This window comes from Flavobacterium sp., assembly GCF_024710485.1.
GTDB lineage: Bacteria > Bacteroidota > Bacteroidia > Flavobacteriales > Flavobacteriaceae > Flavobacterium.
The window spans coordinates 41,939-66,258 of record NZ_JANJUQ010000045.1; the positions used below are offsets into that span (position 1 = coordinate 41,939).

The 24,320-nt window shown below is 39.7% G+C and carries 19 protein-coding genes; 11 read left to right on the top strand and 8 right to left on the bottom strand.

All coding sequences use genetic code 11. The features are described 5' to 3' along the window. Window positions 1-53: 53 nt before the first annotated feature. From Q0M21_RS11850 to Q0M21_RS11865, 4 genes are all read right to left on the bottom strand, one after another. Complete coding sequence (locus tag Q0M21_RS11850) at window positions 54-2,078, bottom strand: M3 family metallopeptidase (protein WP_295338558.1); 2,025 nt, start codon at window positions 2,076-2,078, stop codon at window positions 54-56. 142 nt (window positions 2,079-2,220) lie between these two features. Beyond that, on the bottom strand, window positions 2,221-2,706 hold the full coding sequence (purE, locus tag Q0M21_RS11855; protein WP_295338562.1) for a 5-(carboxyamino)imidazole ribonucleotide mutase: 486 nt from the start codon (window positions 2,704-2,706) through the stop codon (window positions 2,221-2,223). Between the two features lie 72 nt (window positions 2,707-2,778). Continuing rightward, window positions 2,779-3,939, bottom strand: a complete 1,161-nt coding sequence (locus Q0M21_RS11860; RefSeq protein WP_295338565.1) for a 5-(carboxyamino)imidazole ribonucleotide synthase — start codon at window positions 3,937-3,939, stop codon at window positions 2,779-2,781. Between the two features lie 38 nt (window positions 3,940-3,977). Then, a complete protein-coding gene (locus tag Q0M21_RS11865) occupies window positions 3,978-4,511 on the bottom strand; it encodes a hypothetical protein (protein ID WP_295338568.1) in 534 nt (177 codons plus the stop codon). Between the two features lie 97 nt (window positions 4,512-4,608). Here Q0M21_RS11865 and hpt point away from each other — a divergent pair, with 97 nt between their 5' ends. The 5 genes from hpt (at window position 4,609) to Q0M21_RS11890 (ending at window position 10,730) form a co-directional block, all read left to right on the top strand. Next, window positions 4,609-5,139 carry a hypoxanthine phosphoribosyltransferase gene (gene hpt / locus Q0M21_RS11870; RefSeq protein WP_295338571.1) on the top strand — a complete coding sequence of 177 codons (531 nt, stop codon included), beginning with the start codon at window positions 4,609-4,611 and terminating at the stop codon, window positions 5,137-5,139. 130 nt (window positions 5,140-5,269) lie between these two features. Continuing rightward, on the top strand, window positions 5,270-5,842 hold the full coding sequence (locus Q0M21_RS11875) for an adenylate kinase (RefSeq protein ID WP_295338574.1): 573 nt from the start codon (window positions 5,270-5,272) through the stop codon (window positions 5,840-5,842). Between the two features lie 92 nt (window positions 5,843-5,934). Further along, window positions 5,935-7,212: a hemolysin family protein gene (locus Q0M21_RS11880; protein ID WP_295338577.1), complete on the top strand. Its 1,278-nt coding sequence runs from the start codon at window positions 5,935-5,937 to the stop codon at window positions 7,210-7,212. Window positions 7,213-7,325: 113 nt separating this feature from the next. After that, the gene (gene obgE, locus Q0M21_RS11885; protein ID WP_295338580.1) at window positions 7,326-8,360 is read left to right on the top strand and encodes a GTPase ObgE; all 1,035 of its coding nucleotides are present in this window, start codon (window positions 7,326-7,328) and stop codon (window positions 8,358-8,360) included. Between the two features lie 219 nt (window positions 8,361-8,579). Continuing rightward, window positions 8,580-10,730, top strand: a complete 2,151-nt coding sequence (locus tag Q0M21_RS11890) for a S46 family peptidase (RefSeq protein ID WP_295338583.1) — start codon at window positions 8,580-8,582, stop codon at window positions 10,728-10,730. 126 nt (window positions 10,731-10,856) lie between these two features. On the opposite strand, the gene Q0M21_RS11895 is transcribed toward Q0M21_RS11890, so the two are convergent. Continuing rightward, window positions 10,857-15,884, bottom strand: a complete 5,028-nt coding sequence (locus Q0M21_RS11895) for a T9SS type A sorting domain-containing protein (protein ID WP_295338586.1) — start codon at window positions 15,882-15,884, stop codon at window positions 10,857-10,859. 359 nt (window positions 15,885-16,243) lie between these two features. Here Q0M21_RS11895 and Q0M21_RS11900 point away from each other — a divergent pair, with 359 nt between their 5' ends. Both Q0M21_RS11900 and murC read left to right on the top strand, forming a co-directional pair. Beyond that, on the top strand, window positions 16,244-16,942 hold the full coding sequence (locus tag Q0M21_RS11900) for a hypothetical protein (protein ID WP_295338590.1): 699 nt from the start codon (window positions 16,244-16,246) through the stop codon (window positions 16,940-16,942). Between the two features lie 4 nt (window positions 16,943-16,946). Further along, the gene (gene murC, locus Q0M21_RS11905) at window positions 16,947-18,302 is read left to right on the top strand and encodes a Mur ligase family protein (protein WP_295338593.1); all 1,356 of its coding nucleotides are present in this window, start codon (window positions 16,947-16,949) and stop codon (window positions 18,300-18,302) included. Window positions 18,303-18,310: 8 nt separating this feature from the next. Here murC and Q0M21_RS11910 read toward each other — a convergent pair whose 3' ends face one another. Further along, a complete protein-coding gene (locus Q0M21_RS11910) occupies window positions 18,311-18,928 on the bottom strand; it encodes a DUF1287 domain-containing protein (RefSeq protein WP_295338596.1) in 618 nt (205 codons plus the stop codon). A 51-nt stretch (window positions 18,929-18,979) separates the two neighbouring features. Between Q0M21_RS11910 and radC the strand changes: the two genes are divergently transcribed. The 3 genes from radC to Q0M21_RS11925 are packed head-to-tail and all read left to right on the top strand — an operon-like array spanning window position 18,980 to window position 21,133. Further along, a complete protein-coding gene (radC, locus tag Q0M21_RS11915) occupies window positions 18,980-19,669 on the top strand; it encodes a DNA repair protein RadC (RefSeq protein WP_295338601.1) in 690 nt (229 codons plus the stop codon). A gap of 1 nt (window position 19,670) precedes the next feature. Beyond that, window positions 19,671-20,354, top strand: a complete 684-nt coding sequence (locus Q0M21_RS11920; protein WP_295338605.1) for a YjjG family noncanonical pyrimidine nucleotidase — start codon at window positions 19,671-19,673, stop codon at window positions 20,352-20,354. Continuing rightward, complete coding sequence (locus Q0M21_RS11925; RefSeq protein WP_295338609.1) at window positions 20,354-21,133, top strand: hypothetical protein; 780 nt, start codon at window positions 20,354-20,356, stop codon at window positions 21,131-21,133. Before Q0M21_RS11920 ends, Q0M21_RS11925 begins: the two co-directional genes overlap by 1 nt. A 9-nt stretch (window positions 21,134-21,142) precedes the next feature. Here the strand turns inward: Q0M21_RS11925 and Q0M21_RS11930 are convergent, their stop codons facing one another. Next, window positions 21,143-22,420, bottom strand: coding sequence for a replication-associated recombination protein A (locus Q0M21_RS11930; protein ID WP_295338612.1), 1,278 nt, complete (start codon window positions 22,418-22,420; stop codon window positions 21,143-21,145). 221 nt (window positions 22,421-22,641) lie between these two features. Here Q0M21_RS11930 and Q0M21_RS11935 point away from each other — a divergent pair, with 221 nt between their 5' ends. Next, on the top strand, window positions 22,642-23,406 hold the full coding sequence (locus Q0M21_RS11935) for a rhomboid family intramembrane serine protease (RefSeq protein WP_295338616.1): 765 nt from the start codon (window positions 22,642-22,644) through the stop codon (window positions 23,404-23,406). Window positions 23,407-23,565: 159 nt separating this feature from the next. Here Q0M21_RS11935 and rlmB read toward each other — a convergent pair whose 3' ends face one another. After that, on the bottom strand, window positions 23,566-24,300 hold the full coding sequence (rlmB, locus tag Q0M21_RS11940; RefSeq protein ID WP_295338619.1) for a 23S rRNA (guanosine(2251)-2'-O)-methyltransferase RlmB: 735 nt from the start codon (window positions 24,298-24,300) through the stop codon (window positions 23,566-23,568). Window positions 24,301-24,320: the final 20 nt, after the last annotated feature.

The window sequence follows — 24,320 nt, forward strand, 5'->3', positions numbered from 1 at the left end:
GAAGCCTAAACTTCGGTTTCTAATATTCTGAGCAGTCTAATAATCTAAGTGGTCTAAATCAATCCCGCGCGTTTCAACAAAGCTTCCGGTTTGGGTTCTTGTCCGCGGAAACGTTTGTAGAGTTCCATCGGTAATTCGGTACCGCCTTTGGAAAGTACATTGTCTTTGAACTTGGCAGCAACTTCCTTGTCGAAAATGCCTCGCTCTTGGAAATACGCAAAAGCATCCGCATCCAATACTTCCGCCCATTTGTAACTGTAATAACCCGAAGAATAACCGCCTTGGAAAATGTGCGAAAACGAAACACTCATACAATTCTCTGCAACATCAGGATACAAAGAAGCGATTTCCATAGCCGCTTTTTCAAACGCTTTCACGTTGTCTACGGTTTGTGCTTTGGCATGGTATGCCATATCTAAAATCCCAAAACTTAATTGGCGTAAGGTCGCCATACCTTCTAAAAAGCTCGCACTTTCTTTAATTTTGTCGACATATTGTTGCGGAATGATTTCACCGGTTTCATAATGTTTGGCAAACAACGCCAAGGCTTCCGGTTCGTAACACCAATTTTCCATAATCTGACTCGGCAATTCCACAAAATCCCAGTATACTGAGGTGCCCGATAAACTCGGATAAGTCGTATTGGCCAACATGCCATGCAACGCGTGTCCGAATTCATGGAACAAAGTCGTCACTTCGTTAAAGGTTAGGAGGGAAGGTTTCGTTTCCGTTGGTGGCGTGAAATTACACACTATCGAAACATGTGGTCTTTCATTTACACCATTCTTAATATATTGTGGTTTGAATGAGGTCATCCAAGCACCGTTGCGTTTGCCTTTTCTCGGGAAGAAATCGGCATAAAAAACGGCTACCAGTTGACCTTCAAAGTCTACTACTTCAAAAGTTTGCACGTCGGTGTGGTATTTATCAATGTCAAATACTTCTTTAAACGTAATACCGAATAATTTTTCAGCCACAGTAAACGCACCGTTCAACACGTTTTCCAGTTGGAAATACGGTTTTAAAATTTCGTCGTCTAAACTAAATAATTTTTGCTTCAATTTCTCCGAGTAATATGTGCCGTCCCATTTTTCAAGGCTATCTAATCCGTCTGATTCCTTTGCAAATGCGGTTAGTTCAGCAAACTCTTTTTCGGCAGCCGGTTTGGCTTTGGCCAATAAATCATTTAAAAACGATTGTACTTTTTCTGGCGATTGCGCCATGCGTTCTTCTAGAACAAAATGTGCATGCGAGGCATAACCCAATAATTGGGCTCTTTCGTGACGCAATTTCACGATGTTTTTCACGTTCTCTTGGTTGTCGTAATCGTTTTCCTGGAAGGCTTTTTTGCCGGCGGCTATGACCATTTCTTTGCGTAATTCGCGGTTGTCTACATAGGTTACAAACGGCAAATAACTCGGGAAATCTAAGGTAAATAGCCAACCGTCTAAATCGTCAGCTTTGGCTAGAGAACGCGCCATTTCTTTGGCACCATCGGGTAAGCCTTGTAAATCGGCTTCGTTGGAAATGTGCAGTTTGTAGCTGTTGGTTTCGGCCAATACATTTTCGCCAAAAGTGAGTTTGAGTTTGGCTAAAGTTTTGTCGATTTCGCGTAAAACTTCCTTTTTATCATCAGAAAGCAACGCACCGTTTCGGGTAAAGCTTTTGTATTTTTTGTCGAGTAACGTAGCTTGCTCAGGCGTTAAATCCAGTTGGTCTTTTTGCTCATAAACGGCTTTGACCCTTTTGAATAAATCCTCATTTAAGGTGATGTCGTTGCCAAAAGCGGTTAGCAAAGGCGAAACCTCTTGGGCGATTTTTTGCATTTCGTCGCAAGTTTCGGCCGAATTCAAGTTGAAGAATATAGAGGACAAACGGTCTAAGGTTTGTCCGGCAAAATCTAAGGCTTCGATGGTGTTTTCAAAAGTCGGCGCTTCGGGATTGTTGATGATAGCGTCAATTTCGGCGCGTGCTTTGGCAATATTTTCTTCAAACGCCGGTTGGTAATCCTCAATTTTGATTTGAGAGAATGGCGCAGTATTGTGTTTGGTTTGGAATGTTGAGGTTAAGATTTTCATGTGTTTATTATCAATGGTTTCTAGCCCCGATAGTAGTGGAAATCCTTTTTAGCGCTTTTTAGAAAGTTCCTAAGATAAGTTCAGGGTGACAAAAGCGGTAAAAAGATTGCAACGTATAGCGGGAAACAGCTCCTAAATCATTTTATTTTTTGAGTTCGTCCGACGATTTATTGACCGCTTCTTTCAAGCTTTCTTTGTAGAAAATGATTTTGTCGAGTACGCATTTGTCGTGACTGCCTATAATTTGCGCGGCTAAGATACCGGCGTTTTTAGCACCGTTTAAGGCCACAGTGGCTACCGGAACGCCGCCCGGCATTTGCAAAATAGACAACACCGAATCCCAGCCGTCGATAGAATTACTCGATTTTACAGGAACGCCAATCACCGGCAAAGGCGACATCGAAGCAACCATGCCCGGCAAATGGGCAGCACCACCGGCGCCGGCTATAATGACCGAAATCCCGCGTTGGTGTGCATTTTTACTGAATTCGAATAATTTTTCGGGGGTTCGATGGGCCGATACGATGTCGACTTCCGTTTCGATGTCAAATCCGTTTAAGATGTCGATGGCTTCTTGCATTACGGGTAAATCTGATTTTGAACCCATGATGATGGCTACTTTACTCATGTTTTATTTTTTTTGCCACGAATTACACTGATTAACACCAATTGAATTCGTGCTAATTTGTGAAATTTGTGGTTATTTCATTTCACTAATTACTCTAATACTGTTTTTCACTTCTTCCGCAATCTTTCTGGCTTCGGTCATGTCTTCATTAACAATGGTTACGTGTCCCATTTTTCGGAACGGACGGGTTTCTCTTTTGCCGTAAATATGTGGCGTTACGCCGTCAATGGCCATAATTTTTTCGATGTTTTCATAAACTACCGAACCCGAAAAGCCTTCTTCGCCCACCAAATTTACCATAATTCCGGCTACTTTGCTATCGGTATTGCCTAAAGGTAAATTTAATATGGCTCGCAAATGGTTTTCAAACTGCGAAGTGTAGCTCGCTTCTATGCTGTAATGACCCGAGTTATGTGGTCTTGGCGCGACTTCATTCACCAAAATGTCATCGGCTTCGGTTTGGAACATTTCCACCGCTAATAAGCCAACATGATTGAAGGCTTGTGATACCTGTAAAGCAACCTCAGTGGCTTTTTGGGTGACCTTCTCGTTGATGCGTGCCGGACAGATTACATATTCTACTTGGTTGGCTTCGGGATGGAATTCCATTTCTACAACAGGATAAGTTTTGACTTCACCTGAAACCGAGCGGGCAACAATTACTGCCAATTCGTTTTTAAACGGCACCATTTGTTCGGCGATGCATTCTACTTCGGGAAGATTGATTAAATCCAGGGTAGAGCGTACGATTTTCACACCATTACCGTCATAGCCAAATTGGGCACATTTCCATACAAAAGGAAATTCGAGTTCGTCTTTTTCGAGCGATTTTTTCAAATCGTTGAGGTCAACAAAACGTTGGTGCTGTGAGGTTGGAATGTGATTGTCGACATAAAAATCCTTTTGCCTGCCTTTGTTTTGAATGAGTCGCAAGGTTTTGGGCGACGGGAAAACGGGTAAGCCTTCAGCTTCCAATTGGTCTAAAGCATCCAAATTTACATTTTCAATTTCGATGGTTAGTAAATTGACCAGTTTCCCAAATTGGTAAACGGTATCAAAATCCATCAAACTCCCTTTGTAAAAAGCGTGAGCACCGAAACGGCTTGGCGCTTCATCACTGGAATCCAGTACATAAGTTTGAATGTCGAATTTTCGGGTTTCGGCCAAAAGCATTTTGCCTAATTGTCCGCCACCTAGGATGCCGAGTTTAAAATCGGAGGAAAAGTAGTTCATTGTAGTTGTGTTTGCGCAAAGATAAGTAATCCATAAAACTATCGCAATCGTTTTAAAAGGTCTTTAACGGCCGAGCGATAACCCGGCGTTTGGTTCTCGAATTCGCGGGATAAAATGAGTTTTAATTCGCTGTTTATCCAAGGCTGTCTTTTGCCTAAAAAGTATAAGGCTCTCATACTGTACGCAGCGTTTGCAGCTTTGTCGGTTTGAATCAGCCAGTCCAAACAAGCTTCTATAATTTGTTCCTCTTGGATTTCGGTTAGCTTAAGGGTTTTACTTTGGGCTAAAAACAAGCAAATTTTCGACAACGAACGAATAGCGGAATCCGAAGTGAAGTGTTTTAAATTGTCGCAAAAATCACTCAGATGCGATTGTATGAGTGCCAATCGTTCTTCAAAGACCAATTCCAAAATCCAACAAGCCTTGTGGTGGTTTTTGTCTGTAGTGTTGTAACTGATTTGCAATAAATCAGGTAAATATTCGCAATGGTTAAAGATGAAATCTCTTTGGTCATCTCGACATTTGCGATGCGCTGTACTGTTGGCTATAGTTTGGTAGTAAGTAGCATCCATTAGGTAAATATATCTATTTTGCAAAAAAGTGTCAATACTTAGTATGTAATACTTTAGACTTCTTTAAATTTGCAGCTTATTTCAAAATCAACACAACATGATACACTTACACGATAAATCCTTCGAGCCATTTATTTCTTCAGAAGAAATTGATTTTGCGATTGCGAATATGGCAAAGCAAATGGATGATGATTTTTTTGATGAAGTGCCTGTTTTTATTGGGGTTTTAAACGGTTCCTTTATGGTTTTGAGTGATTTGATGAAAAAATACCGCGGAATGTGCGAGGTGAATTTCGTTAAAATGGCTTCCTATGAAGGTACGCAAAGTACTGGTGATGTGAAACAATTAATCGGTTTAGATCAAGATTTAGAAGGCAGAACTGTTGTCATTGTGGAAGATATCGTTGATACCGGCAACACAGTGGAAGAATTGAAAGCCATTTTTAAAGAAAAGAAAGTTAAGCATTTGAAAATTGCTACTTTATTCTTTAAACCGGAAGCTTACAAAAAAGAGATTAAAATTGATTACGTTGGTATCCGTATTCCAAACAAATTTATCGTTGGTTATGGTTTAGACTACGATGGTTTAGGCAGAAATTTACCGGATGTTTACCAATTGGCGCAATAATTTGGTGGTAGGTTGTAAGTTGTAGGTTAAAATTTGGTGCAAGACCACTTAAATATGATTTAATCAACAACTCACAACATACAACATAATAACTTATAACATACAACTTACAACATATAACTTTTACAAAATGATCAACATCGTTCTTTTCGGAAAACCGGGTGCCGGAAAAGGTACTCAAGCTGAATTTTTAAAAGAGAAATACAACTTGACACACTTGTCTACCGGAGACATTTTCAGATACAACATTAAAAACGACACCGAGTTAGGCCAGTTAGCCAAAACCTACATGGACAAAGGTGATTTGGTTCCGGATGAAGTGACCATTCAAATGTTGCAAAGCGAAGTGGATAAAAACCCTCAGTCGGCCGGATTTTTATTTGACGGTTTTCCGAGAACGCTTGCACAAGCGGAAGCTTTGGACCGATTTTTAGAGGCAAAAGGACAAAACATCACGGCTACTGTGGCTTTAGAAGCCGACGATAATATTTTAGTGGCTCGTTTATTGGAAAGAGGGAAAACCTCCGGCCGACCTGATGATCAAGACGAAGAGAAAATCCGAAACCGCTACCAAGAGTACAACGAAAAAACAGCGCCTTTGATGGATTATTATAAAGCTCAAGGCAAATTTCACGCGGTAAACGGTATCGGGACTATTGAGGAAGTAACAGAAAGACTCACAAACGTTTTTGATAGTTTTTAAGTTCCGAGGTGCTTTTTTGCTTTGCCAATTCGCTTTGCTCGGGTCGAGTTAAACCCGCAACCTAACAACCCAAAACTCGCAACCAATAACAAATGGAAATACTTATTATTCTTTTTTTAATCCTGCTTAACGGAGTATTTTCGATGTCGGAAATCGCTTTGATATCCGCACGTAAAAATCGTTTGGAGACCGCAGCAAAGAAAGGGAATACCAATGCGAAAGTGGCTCTCGATTTGGCCAATTCGCCCAACAAATTTTTGTCCACCGTTCAAATCGGAATTACCTTAATCGGGATTTTAACCGGTATCTATTCGGGCGACAAGATTACCGAAGATGTTAAGTTGTTTGTAGAAGGATTTGCCGGTTTAAAACCGTATGCTCATTCACTTTCCGTTGGGATAGTTGTAGTGGTATTGACATTTTTCTCTTTGGTTTTAGGCGAATTATTGCCGAAAAGAATTGGTTTGAACTATCCTGAGGCTATTGCGAAAGCCGTGGCCGTTCCCATGAAAATGGTCTCCATCATCACTATGCCGTTTATTTGGTTGCTTACGGTTTCAACCGATTTTATATTGGATGTTTTCAAAATCAAACCGACAGCTGACGGTAAAGTGACCGAAGAAGAAATCAAAGCCATCATCAAAGAAGGTACTGAAGGCGGTGAAGTACAGGAAATTGAGCAAGATATTGTAGAGCGTGTTTTTCACATTGGCGACCGAAAAGTAAATTCGTTAATGACGCACCGGAAATCAATAGTTTATCTGTCGTATGAAGATACAATTGAGGAGCTGAAAGCCAAAGTATTGGACGAATTACATTCGGTTTATCCGGTTTGTAATGAAAATCTGGACGATGTAGTCGGTGTGGTTTTGCTGAAAGATTTGTTTACGGCTTTTGAGAAAAAAGGTACCTTCGATTTAAAGGCCATTACCAAAGAACCGGTGTATTTGATAGAGCATACGTCAGCTTACAAAGCACTGGAGAATTTCAAAAAATCGAAAGTACATTATGCTTTAGTAACTGATGAATACGGCGTTTTTCAAGGAATCATTACGCTGAACGACATCTTAGAAGCCTTGGTTGGTGACGCTGCCGATTTCTACGAAGACGAGTTCAAATTAATTGCCCGTGAAGATGGTACTTGGTTGGTAGACGGCCATTATTCGTTACACGATTTCCTGACGTATTTTGATATGGACGAACTGATTAACGATTATGACGTCACTACAGTGAGTGGTTTAATCATGACCGAACTAGGTAATATACCAAAAACCGGAGAAATACTCATTTGGAATAAATTTGAAATAGAAGTCATCGATATGGATGGCGTAAAGATTGATAAAGTGCTTGTAAAAGCGATAAAAGAATAAAATAAGTCAACAGTCACAGTCGCAGTTTACAGTAAGTTGTAAACAGTTAAATTGAGACTGACACGAGCGTTAGCGAACTGACGCAGTAAAACTTAGACTGAACCCTAGAAATAATGACAGAAGGAAACTTTGTAGACTACGTAAAAATTTATGTTTCTTCCGGAAAAGGAGGGAAAGGATCCTCGCATCTGCATAGAGAGAAATTTATTGAAAAAGGCGGGCCTGATGGCGGAGACGGAGGAAGAGGCGGTCACGTCATATTGAGAGGGAACAAAGGACTGTGGACTTTATTTCACCTAAAATTTGCGCGTCATATTAAAGCCGGTCACGGGGGCGATGGCGGAAGTTCTCGCAGTACCGGTCACGACGGTGAAGATAAAATTATCGAAGTGCCACTCGGAACCGTAGTACGCGATAAAGAAACAGAAGAAATTTTATTCGAAATTACCGAGCACGGCGAAGAAAGAATCTTGGTCAAAGGGGGAAAAGGTGGATTGGGTAATTGGCATTTCAGAAGTGCTACCAATCAAACACCGAGATACGCACAACCGGGTATGCCGCCGGAAGAAATGGATGTGATTTTAGAGTTGAAAGTCTTAGCCGATGTTGGTTTGGTAGGTTTCCCAAATGCCGGAAAATCGACTTTACTTTCGGTATTGACTTCTGCCAAGCCAAAAATTGCTGATTATCCGTTTACTACTTTAAAGCCCAATTTAGGGATTGTGGCGTACCGCGATTTCAAATCGTTTGTCATGGCCGATATTCCGGGTATTATTGAAGGCGCAGCCGAAGGCAAAGGATTAGGTCATTACTTTTTGCGACACATCGAAAGAAACTCTACTTTATTGTTTTTGGTGCCGGCCGATGCAGATGACATCAAAAAAGAATACGAAATTTTATTGGATGAATTGCGTCGTTATAATCCGGAGATGTTAGATAAGGATCGTTTGTTAGTCATTTCGAAATGCGATATGCTCGATGATGAACTGAAAGCGGAACTCAAACAGCAACTCGATAAAGAATTCAAAGGTTTACCTTATTTGTTCATTTCCTCAGTAGCCAATCAAGGGCTTACCGAATTGAAAGACAAGCTTTGGGAAATGCTGAATGTTGATACCGAGGAGCCGGAAAATAGTCATGGTATTTAATCTGCAGTTTACTATCATTACAAAGCTATCCTAAAGAGTGGCTTTTTTTATTTCTAAAAATTAAGTTAAAATTCTCTCAATCGTTATAGTTTTTAAAGCGGTTTTTCTGCTTACTCCTTAAAAAAAAGTATATTCGCAATCGTTTTTAGCTTGCAGGTATCAAGTATTTTTTATCTCGTAGGTTACTAACACACAAACTATTTAAAACACATATTAACAATGAAGAAAATTATTTTATCCTTGATTGCTGCCATTATGCTTGTTCCGACTAGTGTAAAAGCCGACGAAGGAATGTGGTTTTTGATGTTCATCGAGCGTTTGAATCACAGAGACATGCAAAAAATGGGCTTGCAGTTGACAGCCGAAGAAATTTACAGTATCAACAACCACAGTTTGAAAGATGCTATCGTTCAGTTTAACGGAGGTTGTACCGCGGAAATCGTTTCTAAAGACGGTTTGGTGTTAACCAATCACCACTGTGGATATGATGCTATAGCCGAATTGTCATCGGCAGAAAAAAACTATTTAAAAGATGGTTTTTGGGCTAAAAACCGCAAAGAAGAAATGAAGCCAGCCAGCTTATTTGTTCGCTTTTTCGTGAGAATGGACGATTGTACTAAGCGTATCTTAGCTAAAGTTAATCCTTCAATGTCGGAAGCCGACAGAGAGAAAGCCATTAATGCTGAGATTGCGGCTATCGAAAAAGAAAACAACGGTGGTGGAAAATACACGGTTTCTGTTCGTTCATTCTTCCAAGGGAATGAGTTTTACTACTTTGTTTACCAAGATTACAAGGATGTACGTTTAGTAGGAACACCACCTGAAAGCTTAGGTAAATTTGGTGGTGATACCGACAACTGGGAATGGCCGCGTCACACCGCTGATTTCTCAATGTTCCGCGTTTACGCTGACAAAGACGGTAATCCAGCGGAGTATTCAGAAAACAATGTGCCTTTACAGCCTAAACACTATTTGCCGGTAAATATTGGCGGTGTTAAAGAAAATGACTTTGCCATGATTTTAGGTTATCCAGGTAGAACCAACCGTTGGATGCCGGCAGGCGGAATTGAGCAAAACGTTAAGTTTGCTTATCCTGCTTGGGTTGAAGGTGCTAAAGTAGGTATGGATAACATGAAAAAATATATGGATCAAAGTGATGCTTTGAATCTAATGTATGCTTCCAAATATGCTTCAACGGCTAACTATTGGAAAAACCGTCAGGGAATGATTGACGCTTTGACCAAGTTTGGTACTGCCAAAACAAAAGCAGCACAAGAAACAAAATTTGAAAAATGGGCTAACAAACCTGCTAATAAAGCTAAGTATGGAACTGTAATTGCCAACATCAACAAGTTTTACGCTTTAACTAACGAAAAGTCAAGACACGATAACTACATGCAACAATTGTTCAGAACGACTTCTTTCGGTACTATCGGAAGAACTTTAGGAAGACAATTGGAAGCTTATGCTAAAGCAGATGCGACTAAACGTGCTCAAATGGCTCCGGCTATTGAAGAAATGGCAACAGAAATGTACAAAGAAATACACATTCCTGCTGAGAAAGATATTTTGGCAGCTCAATTAAAAATCTACGCAACCAAAGCTACAGGATATGCTATCGCACCGTCTGTGAAAAAGATTGGTGATGAAAACGGAAACGATTTTACCAAGTACGTAAATGCGGCTTTCGATATTAGTATTTTTACTTCTTTAGACCGAATCAAAGCGTTTTTAGTGATTCCTAGCCAAGGTGCTTTGGAAAATGATCCGTTGTATGTGTTATCGAATGATATGTTGACACATTTCAGCTCTAAATCAGATGAAATTGCCAAAGCGCAAAACGATTTCAGTGCTTCTTTTCGTTTGTTAGTAGAAGGTTTGAGAGAGTCAAAAATTGGAACTATCAAATATCCGGATGCTAACTCTACTTTGCGTTTGACTTACGGTAAAGTACGTTCGTTGCCGGCTGATAAGCGTAATGACGCCAAAATTAACAACTACACCACTTTAGATGGTCAGGTTAAGAAATACAAAAAAGGAGATCAAGAATTTGATTTGCCTTTGAAAGTTTTAGAGATGAACAAAAACAGAGATTACGGTCGTTATGCTGATAAAGACGGTTCTCTACACGTGAATTTCCTAACCGATAATGATATCACCGGAGGAAACTCAGGTTCACCGGTATTGAACGGTAAAGGAGAATTAATTGGTTTGGCTTTCGACGGAAACATTGAAGCTATGGCCGGAGACGTTATCTTCGACAGCAAATTACAAAGAACTATTAACGTTGATATCCGTTATGTGTTATGGGTGATTGAGAATTTCTCAGGTGCTAAACACATTGTTGACGAAATGACTTTAGTGAAGTAATTTCCACTTAAAACTTATAAATAAAAACGTCCTGAGTAATCAGGACGTTTTTTTATTATTGACATTTTAGCGTTACAGTTTCTGTTTTAATTATTGTCTATTAAATTCTTCAGCTAAAGGCTAGGTTTATTTTTTGATGATTTTTTGACTAAAGGATTTTTGATCAATAGTATTAAGTTTCACGATGTATGTTCCGGAACTGATATTTTGAATTGGGATACTTAAATCTTCAATGTCATTATTTGTAATGGAATAAGTAAACAAATGTTGTCCCAAAATATTGTAAATCGAAACGTCTTTAAAGTTAAGGTTCAAATCTTGATTTTTAATATTGAGCATATTGTCATTGTTGGTGAAATAAATAATCGGATTGATTTGTTTAGGCACATCATTACTCAAGGTTTGGCTTGAGAAACGTAAACTAAATCGGTTATTGTATTCACCTGTAGGCAATGAAATACTGAAATCACCTTCGCTTAAATTGTGATAGATTCCGGTTTGATTGTCATGAATGTATATAGCTGTACTTGATGCAATGTTATCTAATCCTAAAATCTTTATGGTGCAAAGTCCTTCTACAGAAGTTTGTACTCCAAGTGGAATAACCTGGTCGGATGTAAAGTTCGACACAGCTTGGATGGAAAATTTATTATTATCAATATTCCAATAAAAATCATCCGGATTTAAATCGATTATAGGTGCATCATAGCCGATGTCAAAACTGTTAGTCGTGTTTTCATCTGTACCGATTAATATTTGGCGATATGTTTGTAAAGGTGACTGGAACAGAAGTCTAATTTTACTTCTTTCATCTGAACTAACAGATTGTTCTTCTTGTTGGTTTCTGAAGAAAACTGAGTTTGCCGCAGATTCCGTTTTGAAAACACGTTGCGTATTTTTGAACATCACAGTACCACCTGTTACAGGAGAGGTAAGATTAGGATTATTACTGGTTAATGGAGCTACATTTGTAGTGCCTATGAAAAATCCTTGTGCTACAGGGATGTATCTTTTCGGGGTTTTCACACCGTTGGTGCCATTATTCGCCGTTAATGGGTCATTTGATATGGCAACTACGCCGCCCATTAAAGTATAGGTAGCGTACCCACCAATATATTGATTGAGTATATGAGTTTGACCACCAAAATGATCCCAAAAATACAATGCACCGTTAAAAATATTACTGGCTGCCCTTCCGTCACCATCCTTAATGTTGTCTTTGATGAATTCATCGGCATCTAATGCTGAAGGATATGGGTTTCCAACCAAATATGTTTGATTCATGCCGATAGTCAAACTGATATTGCCATTGTTTGGCTTTCCGGAAAAAACATAGTTTTGTTGTTCAGAGGCTGGGACACTTCCTGAAGGTCCTTTCATAGTAAAACCTTCTCCAATCTTGATACTGCCATTAACTCCAACAAATTGCCATCCGGCATAGTTAGCATTCAGGCTAGTGTATTTATACATCCAACTGGTACTAAGCTTTATCGGACTCGTTAAAGCACCATCTGCAAAACCGGATCCGCTTCCAAAGTTAATGACTCCGGGATTAAAAGGGTTGGAAGAGGATTCTGTACCGTCTCTCAATACACCGCCAATGGTGTAAGTAGTGCCGTTAGTTGAAACAGGAGAAGACCAATAGTTATAGTGATAACTACTTATAGTGCCTTGTTGATCTTTTAATACTTTTCCTGTTCCTGTTGTCGTATTTGCTGAAGTGCCGTTTTGTACAATTTGTGCTTCTCCAACCAATCTTAAATCACCACTTAACAAGGATAGGTTGTTGATGACTGTAAGTTCAAAACCGTCGATTAGACTAATTCCTTTAGCACCATTAGTATTGTTAAGGGTAAGATTATAGAAAGTTTCGTTGTTTTTTATTCCGGTATTAACCAGTTGTATTTGGTTTAACAAGGAACCGTCAAAAACAACAGTACCGGTACCGTGTTCAAACGTACCACTGTTTTTCCAGTCTCTATTAACATACAAATTTGAATTTGCATTCATTGTTAAAGAGGCGTTGGTGGCAATAATCACGTCGCGAGCCCTTGCAACATTACCGTATAGCGCTGCAAAAGCAGAGTTTACTGGGTCAATAACCGGCATTCTGATAGCACCATTTGGAATTACGGCATCAATTGACGGTGAAGGTAATCCACCAGCCCAATTCTTGCAGTCAAACCAATCATCACTAACTAATCCGGTCCACAATCCAACCGTTCCGTTTAAAACTGTAACTGTCGCTGAGCCCGTAATGTTTTCCGGTTTTGCCACACATTTAGAATCACTTAACGAGGTAATGGTATACGTTCTATTGGCAGTCATCCCGCTAACACTAAAAATATAAGGGTTAGTAGTAATATTATTAACTGTCGTGGAAGTTATTCCATTAGTATAAGTTATGGTCCAAGGGGCTGATCCTGTTAAGGCAACACTAAAGGTGGCCGTTCCATTATTGCAGATAGTTTGTGAAGGGCCAATTGAAGCAGTAGGCCTTTGGTTTACGGTAACGGTAATATAAGTTGTTCCATCAGGACCATAACTGCTACATCCGTTCAAGAAAGAAGTGATAGCATATGTTGTGGTTGTGGTTGGTGTAACTGTAGCCGTAGCAGTGGTGCTAATCACTTCTCCGGTGATTGAATCAATCCATTGTGTGGTTATGTTGGCCGGTGCTTCGGGAATTAAAATATTATCAATGGCCCAAGAACTATTCGCGGTTCCATTATATACAAATCGAATTCTTAGATTCGCTTGTCCGATATAATTGCTTAAATCAATAGTTTGATTAGGGAAGGCATTATAGGGATTTCTTATGCTTGGACCACTAAAGGTTGCTAAAACTACCGTGTAGGTAGCACCACTGTCTAAGGAAAGTTCAACCGATACAGAAGCCCCTGCTTGTAAATTGAAAGCATGATTAAAACTCAAACTGGCTGAGGACAATCCGTAGGTGTTGAATATAGGTGTTTGCATGATGGAGTTGTAATTTCCGTTAGCAATGGCAAACTTTCCGATTGATGCAAAATTGATTCCGGAGTAGGTTCCTCCGTTGGTAGCGCTTAATCTGAACGGTCCTTCGGCAGTATTACTTCCACCGGCATTTAAGCAATTTCCACAACCGTCAATTAACCAATTTTCAGGATTCGCATTGCTGAAAGTTCCTCCTGTTGCTAAGTAAGAACTTGTTGCAAAACCGCTTTCGGAATATAAAACCGAGGATTCACCTATACATAGTGTATTAGGTGTGGCGGTAACCGGTGTTGGTTTTATGTTCGGGATAACATCAACTAAACCAACATAGGAATAGGCCAAAATACAAGAGTTTCCGTTTTGAACAACGGCTCTAAAAAATGTTGATTGCAAAATATTCGTATAATTGAGAGTAGTAGTGGTATTGTTGATGTTGTTCCAAGTTGTTCCGCCATTTGTGGTCGATTCCCATCGTATAACATTGCCGACGTGCCCACTTAAATAAAGTGTGCCGGATCCGAAATGGCATACAGTAGTGGTTCTTTCCACTGGAACAACATTAGGTAGTGAAACGGAAACAGTACCGCCTACACTTTGAGCATTAACGGTTACAATCGCATAGTTACTGACTAAGTTAGATTCACATCCATTGCTTATTACACAATAATAATCATTACCTGTATGCGAAGGTGCAGCAAGAGAAAAGGAGAGGGTTGAGGAATTGACTCCTGAAATAGTCCCACCATTGGTAAGTAAAGTAGCTCCTTTATACCATTGATAACTTAAGTTGTCTCCATTCGCCTCAACTGAAATAGAAAAAGGACTATTTTCACAAATAGTAATATCAGTTGGCTGATTGGTGATTGACATTGGGGATGGAATGGCAATCAAACCGGTTGTACTGGAACAAGTTGTGGTTTCGTCAGTAAAAGTAAAGGTTACAGTGCCATAATTAAGCCCCGTTGCCAGTCCGCTGTTGTCAATTGTAGCTCTTGTAACATCATTGCTAATCCAAGTTCCGCCTGACATTGGTGAGAGTTGTAAAGTGTTTCCAAAACAAACTGTACCGGTAGCAGTTACACTAGGAGGTGTATTAACTAAAACTGTAGCAGAGGAAGCATTGGAACAACCGTTTCCGTCTGTGTAAGTATAACTTATCAATGAAGTTCCAGCACTAATACCGGTTACATTACCCGAATTATTTACATTAGCTATACTTGTTGAATTACTTGACCAAATCCCCCCAATTGTAGCATTTGAAAGTTGGGTATCAGCCCCAGGACAAACTATTAAATTGCCGGTTATTGGTTCTACTGTTGGTAAAGGGTTTATAGTAAATGATGTTGGGCTGGACGTAGTGCCTGATGGAGTAGTAACAGTTATATTTCCTGTGGATGAACCATTTGGTAAAGTTGCCGTTATTTGTGTATTACTGTTTACAATGTATGAGGCAGAAATACCATTAAAACTTACATTGGAGGCATTGGTAAAGTGATTACCTGTTATAATTATCTGAGTTGAAGAGTTAAAGCATGCGCTAGTTTGACTGAGTGAAGAAATTACAGGAATAGGGATGTAATGTACCGTTATTCTAATGTAATCTACATGAACAGTTGGATTGTTCGTGGCCGTTACGGCTATTACAGCCCCAAAATTGGAGGCATTAACATCCGCTGCAGTCCATGTGGTTCCCCATAAATCAGTTGCTGAACCATAAGTAGCGGTAGTGAGTGTTGTAGTGTAATTGGTCGGAACAGCTTTGTTAACTCCTAAAATAGTACCGTTCTTAACCAAGCTTACAACATTGTCTTTAGCCGTTCTTCCGGCGGCTACCGAGCTTGTTCTACGATGAATTTCAACAACAATTCCCGTAACTTGAACACCATTAGGAATATTGAAACCATAATTAGATCCCATCAAGTAATTTGAATTTCCACTTGCTGTAAAGGTCACAGTAGCATTTATGGTATTGGCACTTACAATATTATTTGTGGCAGTCCAACCTACAGTTCCGATACCTGTTACATTTGAGCCAGTAGTTGGATAAAAAGGTCCGGAAACCTGAGATAAAGAAGAACCATAAGTTAGCACTAAAAGCACTATTAGAAATAAGTGTTTTTTTAAAAAAAATAATGCTAAGAAAGATTTATTGTCTGTGTAGTTGTAGTTTTTTTTCATAGGGCGATGAATTTTAAACTTCGTTAATACCAATACAAATTTAAAGTGCAACAAAACAAGTGGTTTCATTTTTAGGTGTATTACCTTAAAAATCGACTAACTACATTTTTTAGCTGTTTTTTTTCTTTTATTAGACAGGTTTTTTAAATAAATACCTCAAAAACAGGATGTTGTAATGCTTTTATAAGGTGTCTTTAATCGTTTTTTTTAACCGTTTAAGGATGTTTTGGTTTGCGGATATGTACGATGTTTTTTGCTTTTTGGTTTTTGGAAAAACGATTTTTCTTTAATAGAGCTTCGAATATCTGTTAGCGTAAAATGTACTATCTTTGTTTTCCTTTAAAACTAAAATGCCTTAAATGAGATTGATTGTTCAATGGTTATTCTGTTTTCCGATGTTAGTTTATTCCCAATCTAATTTTGATAAAGCTGAAAAGTTTTTCATGCAGGATAAGTATGATTTGGCCAAGCCAATTTTTGAAAGTTTTCTGAAGGAAAGCCCTAATCATATAAAAACATTAGAATATCTCGGTGACATTGAAGGAGCAGAAAAATCTTGGGATAAAGCCATGTTTTATTATGGTAAGTTAATTAAACTCAAACCCGGAGAGGCCAATTATCATTACAAGTATGGTGGCTGTTTAGGAATGAAAGCCAAAGAATCTAACAAGTTTAAAGCTTTGGGAATGATTGATGATGTGAAAGCCTCATTTGAGAAGGCCATTGCTCTCGATTCAAATCATATTGAAGCTCGTTGGGCATTAATCGAGTTGTATTTGCAGCTTCCTGGAATTGTTGGTGGAAGCGAAAAAAAGGCTCAAAGGTACGCTGCTGAATTACTCAAAATTTCACCGGTTGACGGTTATTTAGCCCAAGGCAGAATAGCAGAATATTTTGACCGATACAAAGAAGCTGAAAAGTACTACCTAAAGGCTATTACCGTTGGCGGTTCAAAAACATCTTATCAAAAACTGGCAAATCTCTACAAAAACAAAATGAATCAGCCCGAAAGAGCCAGATTACTTTTGGAAACCTATAAAGAAAAAAATAAGTCATAATCTCATGCGAACACATTTTATCGCCATTGGCGGTGCAGCCATGCACAATTTAGCATTGGCCTTACACGAAAAAGGATACCAAGTAACCGGAAGCGACGATGCTATTTTTGAACCCTCCAAATCTCGTTTGGACAAAAAAGGCTTGCTTCCCCAAGAAATGGGTTGGTTTCCCGAAAAGATTACTGCCGATATTGAAGCCGTTATTCTCGGAATGCACGCCAAAGCTGATAACCCCGAATTGATCAGAGCCCAAGCATTAGGACTGAAAATTTATTCATATCCCGAATTTTTATACGAACAATCCAAAAATAAAACCCGAGTAGTTATAGGCGGTTCTCACGGAAAAACCACTATTACTTCTATGATTTTACACGTAATGCATTACCATAATATTGAGGTAGATTATATGGTTGGCGCCCAATTAGAAGGTTTTGACACTATGGTGCATCTTACACATGAGAATGATTTTATTGTGTTAGAAGGAGATGAATATTTATCGTCGCCCATAGACAGAAGACCAAAGTTTCATTTGTACCAACCCAATATCGCTTTGTTGTCGGGTATTGCCTGGGATCATATCAATGTGTTTCCAACCTTTGATAATTATGTGGAACAGTTTGAAATTTTTGTCAATCAAATCACTAAAGGCGGAATTTTGGTTTATAATGAAGAAGACGCCACCGTAAAAAAAGTTGCCGAAGAATCTACCAATACCATTCGCCGAATTCCTTACCAAACGCCAAGTTATGCTGTTAAAGACGGTGTAACTTTTTTAGATACGCCTGAAGGTCCGATGCCGATTGAAGTGTTTGGAGCACACAACCTAAACAACTTAGCCGGAGCCAAATGGATTTGCCAAAATATGGGCGTAGACGAAGCCGATTTCTATGAAGCCATTGCCAGTTTTAAAGGCGCCAGTAAGCGATTAGAAAAAATAGCTGAAGGGAAAGGCAAAGTAGCCTATAAAGACTTCGCGCATTCACCAAGTAAAGTTGCAGCAACAACGAAAGCGGTAAAAGCGCAGTATCCGGATCGAAAATTGGTGGCTTGCCTCGAGTTGCATACTTACAGTAGTTTGAATGCTGAATTCCTCAAAGAATACGAAGGTGCTTTAAATGCAGCCGATGTGGCCGTGGTTTTTTATTCGCCCGATGCGGTCAAAATCAAACAATTGGAAGAAGTGACTTACGACCAAATTGCCCAGTCATTCAAGCGAAACGATTTGATTATTTACACCAATCCAGTTGAGTTTAAAGACTTTTTATTCTCTTACGATTTAAATAATACCGCTTTGTTGCTTATGAGTTCCGGCAATTACGGCGGGTTGAATTTTGATGAGGTGAAAAAGTTGATTCTTTAGTCTACAAATTATTTTCGGTATTTAAAATGACCGACAATCTCATAACGAAACAAACAATCCTCCAATACTTGTCCGTTGCCCACATTGTGCACAATCATCGGATGACCATTGGAGGATTTTTTGTGGGTTATGATCCCGATGTGCGGTAATTTTCCGTTAATCATCCAAGTCACGATTTCTCCGGTTTTATAATCGCTCGGGTTTTGGGTAACGGCTAATTTTTGCCCTTTTCTACTGAAAAAAACTTCTAAATTCGGTACTCTTCTGTGATCGATATTGGTGTCGGGTTTCTTCAATCCCCATTTTTTTAAATTGGGATATTTTGAAAAGTTGGTTTTCAAATCCTCATGTACTTCTTTTTGCAAATCGATTCCCAATTTTCGGTACGCTCTGATGACCACATCGGTACAAACGCCGGTCTTAGCCGGAACATCTCCGTTAGGATATTTTATCGCAACATAATCAGGCGTGTACACTACTTCCTCATCAATTACGGAAAGCGCCGCTTCGGAAAGACGGTTCTCAAATGTGTTTTCAAGCAACGGTTCAGCGTTATTTTGCTCAATCTCTTTTTGACTACAAGTTAAAAATGTAAGTAAAGTTAGCAAAAAATAAAAAGTTTTCATACTTTTAAGGTTTCAAGAACTAACGATAATTCTTTCTTTTTAGTATAAGCCATGGAACAAAACTTTTCTATAAAACATTGGTCAGAAGACGATAAACCTCGTGAAAAATTGATGCTTAAAGGAAAATCAGTTTTAAGTGATGCCGAATTAATCGCCATTCTGATTGGTTCCGGCAGTCGGAATGAAAGCGCGGTTTCCTTAAGCAAACGAATACTCCTTAGCGTTAACAATAATCTGAATGCACTCGGTAAGTTATCGCTTAAGCAACTCATGGAATTCAAAGGCGTAGGCGAGGCCAAAGCGGTCACTATAGCGGCAGCTTTAGAATTGGGCAGAAGGCGCCGGACAGAAGCGTTGCCTGACTTCTTTAAAATTACTTCTTCCAAAGCGGTTTTCGAAATCATGCAACCCATTATAGGCGATTTGTTGCACGAAGAATTTTGGGTGCTGTATCTCAACAATGCCAACAAAGTGATTCACAAAGCCCAACTTTCAAAAGGCGGCATTACCGGAACTGTTGTAGATGTTCGCCTGATTTTTAAATTAGCCTTGGAACACAACGCGACTTCTATTATTTTAAGCCACAATCATCCTTCCGGAAAACTTGTGGCTAGTGAAGCCGACAGAGAAATCACTAAAAAGCTTACCTTTGCCGGCGAGCAATTGGATATTAAAGTGCTCGACCATATTATCATTACCGAAAAAGGCTATTTGAGCTTTCAGGATGAAGGCATTTTTTAACATGAAACACATCACAGACATTTTTTTCGATCTCGATCATACGCTTTGGGATTTTGACGCCAATTCGGTTTTGGCCTTTGATAAAATTTTTAAAGAACAGCATCCTACGCTTGATACCCATCAGTTTGTAGAAGTTTACGCGCCCATCAATCAGGCTTGTTGGAAATTGTATCAAGTAGATAAAATGACACACGAAGAATTGCGGTACCAACGATTGAAGCAGTCTTTTGAGGCATTGCAATATGATATCACTGACGAAGCTATCGATAAAATTGCCCATGATTATATTACATTTTTACCGGATAATAACCTACTGTTCGATGGTGCTTTTGAAGTTTTGGATTATTTGTTTCCCAAGTACAATTTGCACATCATTACCAACGGTTTTGCTGAAGTACAATATAAAAAAATGGCCAATTCCGGTTTAGAAAGTTATTTTAAAACCGTAACCAATTCGGAAATGGCAGGCGTAAAAAAACCGCATCGCAACATATTTGAATTTGCCTTATCTTTGGCTAAAGTTGATAAAAAAAATGCCATAATGATTGGTGATTGTATTGATGCCGATGTACGCGGAGCCATCGAATTCGGCATGGAAGCCATTTTATTCGATGAGAAAAAATTACATGCGGGAGCAACCTTTAAAACAATCCATCATCTAACAGAATTAAAAAACATACTCTAATGAAAAAAATAGCACTCTTGTTACTGTTTGTGTCTTTTATGTCTTACTCTCAGGGAGTTAATTATTACCAATACGTAATTGTACCCAAAAAGTTTGACAGTTTTAAATCAGATGACCGGTTTGGACTAAATACCGCTGTAAAGTTGTTGCTTCAAAAATATGGTTTCAAAGCGTATTTCAGTGATGAATCTTTTGCAGATGATACGGTTAATCGCTGTGATTTTTTAACGGCTGATCTCATCAATGAAAGCGGTATAATGGTTACCAAAGTCAGAGTGGCTTTAAAGGATTGCAAGGGCAATATCGTTTACAAAACCGAACTCGGAACCAGTCGCGAGAAACAATATTCTATAGCGTACAATCAAGCCTTGAGAGCTGCAGCCAAGTCTTTTGAAACACTTGGTTATCGCTATGAAGGCAAAGTCTCAAGTTCAGAACCAACAGTTGAAAAACCAGTTGTTAGGGTTTCCGAAACCAGAATTGAATCGGTTTCCACGCCTAATTCAAATGAAAAACCTACAGTAAGAGTAATAGACAACAAAATAGAATCTAAACCCAATACTCCTTTCTTTTTCGCACAACCAACAGCAAATGGTTATCAGGTAGTTGACAATGAGCCGAAAGTCATCATGCGCTTGTACAACACTTCCCAAAAGAATGTGTTTATGGCCGATAAAAATGGGGTAAACGGAACCGTATTACTCAAAGACGGACAATGGGTGTTTGAATATTACAACAACGGAAATTTGGTGTCAGAACCGATTAATTTGAAGTTTTAACAACCAAAACTAATACCCGTACTTATCTTTCCAACGATTTTTCAAAAAGGTACGCATTTCGTTTTCTCGAGCATTATTTCCCGGTTTGTAGAAATCTGTATTCCTGATTTCATCGGGTAAATATTCCTGTTCCGAGAAATTATTGGTGTAGTTGTGCGAATATTGGTATGCTTCGCCATAACCCAATTCCTTCATCAGTTTGGTTGGCGCGTTGCGCAAATGAATCGGTACCGATAAATCGCCGGTTTGCTTCACCAAAGCTTGCGCTTCGCCTATAGCCATGTAACTCGCATTGCTTTTGGGCGATGTGGCTAAATAAATCGCACACTGACTCAATATAATTCGGCTCTCCGGGTAGCCAATGGTGGAAACGGCTTGGAAGGTATTGTTCGCCATAATAAACGCCGTCGGATTGGCATTGCCGATATCTTCACTGGATAAAATTAACATTCTACGGGCGATGAATTTCACATCTTCGCCACCTTCAATCATGCGCGCCAGCCAATAAACAGCGCCATTCGGGTCACTACCGCGGATGGATTTGATAAAAGCCGAAACAATGTCGTAATGTTGTTCTCCGGTTTTGTCGTACAACACAGTGTTTTGCTGCACCAATTCCAATACTTTGTCGTTGGTAATTGTAATTTGACCTTCAGGGCTGGCGTTGACCACGAGTTCAAAAATATTCAATAGTTTGCGTCCGTCACCGCCCGAAAGTCGCAGTAAGGCTTCGGTTTCTTTTAATTTGATTTTTTTAGCGGAAATGATTTTGTCTTCCTTCATCGCGCGGTGCAACAAAGCCAATAAGTCTTCCTTGGAAAACGGATTCAAAATATACACCTGACAACGTGACAACAAAGCGGGAATCACCTCAAAACTTGGGTTCTCAGTCGTAGCACCTATGAGCGTTACCCAACCTTTTTCCACGGCTGCCAGCAAAGAATCTTGTTGTGATTTGCTGAAACGATGGATCTCGTCTATAAACAAAATCGGGTTTTTGGCGGTAAACAAGCCGCCGCTTTGTTTCGCTTTTTCAATCACGTCGCGGATGTCTTTCACACCACTGTTAATGGCGCTTAACTCGTAAAACGGACGGTTGCTTTGCTTGGCTATAATCTGCGCCAAAGTGGTTTTGCCCGTGCCCGGTGAACCCCAAAAAATCATCGACGGAATAACGCCGCGAGCAATTTGCTGGGTTAACGAACCGTTTTCGCCTACCAAGTGTAACTGACTGATGTAGTCTTCCAGTCGCTGTGGTCTGATGCGTTCTGCCAAAGGTGCTTCCATGCGGTAAAAATACAATTTTTATGAAGTTTAGGAGCCAAACGTTCGGGCATTTTTTGCACCGTGTTCCCGCTGTCCGAGTTACACGGTAACTTCTCCCATCGGGGCTAAACACAAACGAAAGGCTTCTTTTAAACTTTTTAAAAAATACCTTAAACTGACAAATTAGCACTATTTTTATCTTGGCGGTGTTTTTGACAAGTCAAATGCGTTATTTTAAGTCTATGAACGATCAGCATCATTTTAAGTTTACGCCTTCGGTATGGATAGTGCCGTTTTTTTTGGTATTGGTGTTATGGAGCGTTTTCTTAGCGGAAGATCGCTTCAATCTCGATTGGACCACACACGGCATTTATCCTCGAACTTTGGAAGGTTTGCACGGCGTAGTGTTGAGTCCGTTTTTGCACGGCGATTTGAATCACATAGCCAACAATACGTTTCCGTTGTTTATTTTAACAGCGGCGCTGATCTATTTTTACCGCGATATCTCACTCAAGGTGTTGGTTTACGGTATTTTATTTTCCGGATTGATCACTTGGGTTATTGGTCGCGAATCCTATCACATTGGTGCCAGCGGTTTGATTTATGTGTTGGTGTCTTTTATTTTCTTTAAAGGCATGATGACACAGTATTACCGACTCATGGCGTTATCGCTTACGGTGGTGATGTTGTACGGCGGCATGATTTGGTATGTGTTTCCTGAGGTTGACCGACAAATTTCCTGGGAAGGCCATTTGGCCGGATTCCTGACCGGTTTTGTTTTTGCGGCTATCTTTAAAACACCCGATTATAAAAAAGCGATACAGTACGAGTGGGAGCAACCCGATTTTAATCCGGAGGACGATATGTTTATGAAGCATTTTGATGAGAACGGCAACTTTGTCAATACGCCGGAACCGGAGGAAATTGAAGCAGAAACTCCTGCAACTACAATACATTACGTTTACACCTACAAAGCAGCGACAGACGATAACAAGTCGGCCGAATAGGTAGTTCTTTAGCCCCGATTCCTTCGGCAGTTCGCTACGCTCGTGTGGAGCAGCTACCATGTAGCGCGTAAAGCGGGAACAAGGATTTGGGATAAATCCCGAGCCTTTCGCTTTTAATATTAAATTTTAGATATTAAATATTAAATATAAGAGAGGTGATTATTGTCTTTGACGAACTGTTTCGTAAAGAAAGGCGCCGCAGGCTACAGAAACATTTAAGGAACCGATAGTACCGAACATAGGCAATTTGGCTTTTTCATCTACAATTTTCAACACCGACGGGTTGATGCCGCGGTCTTCGCTACCCATGATGATGGCAACAGGTTCATTGAGGTTTAGACTGTATAGGCTGTCTTCGGTTTTTTCGGTGGCGGCTACGGTTTTGATGCCGCTGCCTTGCAGGTAAAAAATGGCGTCTTTGATGTGATCAACTTTGCAAATCGGCACATTGAAAACGGCTCCGGCAGAGGTTTTTACGGTGTCGCCGTTTACAGGAGCGGAACCGGTTTTTTGGACAATGATACCATCGACGCCTGTACATTCGGCAGTTCTGATAATGGCGCCGAAATTTCGGGCATCGCTGAGTTGGTCGAGGATTAAGAATAAAGGTGTTTTGCCGCTTTCCACAACGCTATCCACTAGGGTTTCTAAGTTGACAAATGAGATAGGAGCAATGGTTGCCACAGCCCCTTGGTGGTTGTTAGCGGTTAAACGATTGAGTTTTTCTACGGGAACGTATGAGAAATTGATGCTGTTTTTTTTTAGGGTTTTGAGCAGTTCTTGCATCAATTCGCCTTGCGCATCGGTTTGAATAAAGACTTTGTCTATTTCTTTGTTAGCGTTAACGGCTTCAATAATCGCTCTGATACCGAAGATTTGATTTTCTTTTTCCATGGTGCAAAGATATAAAAAAA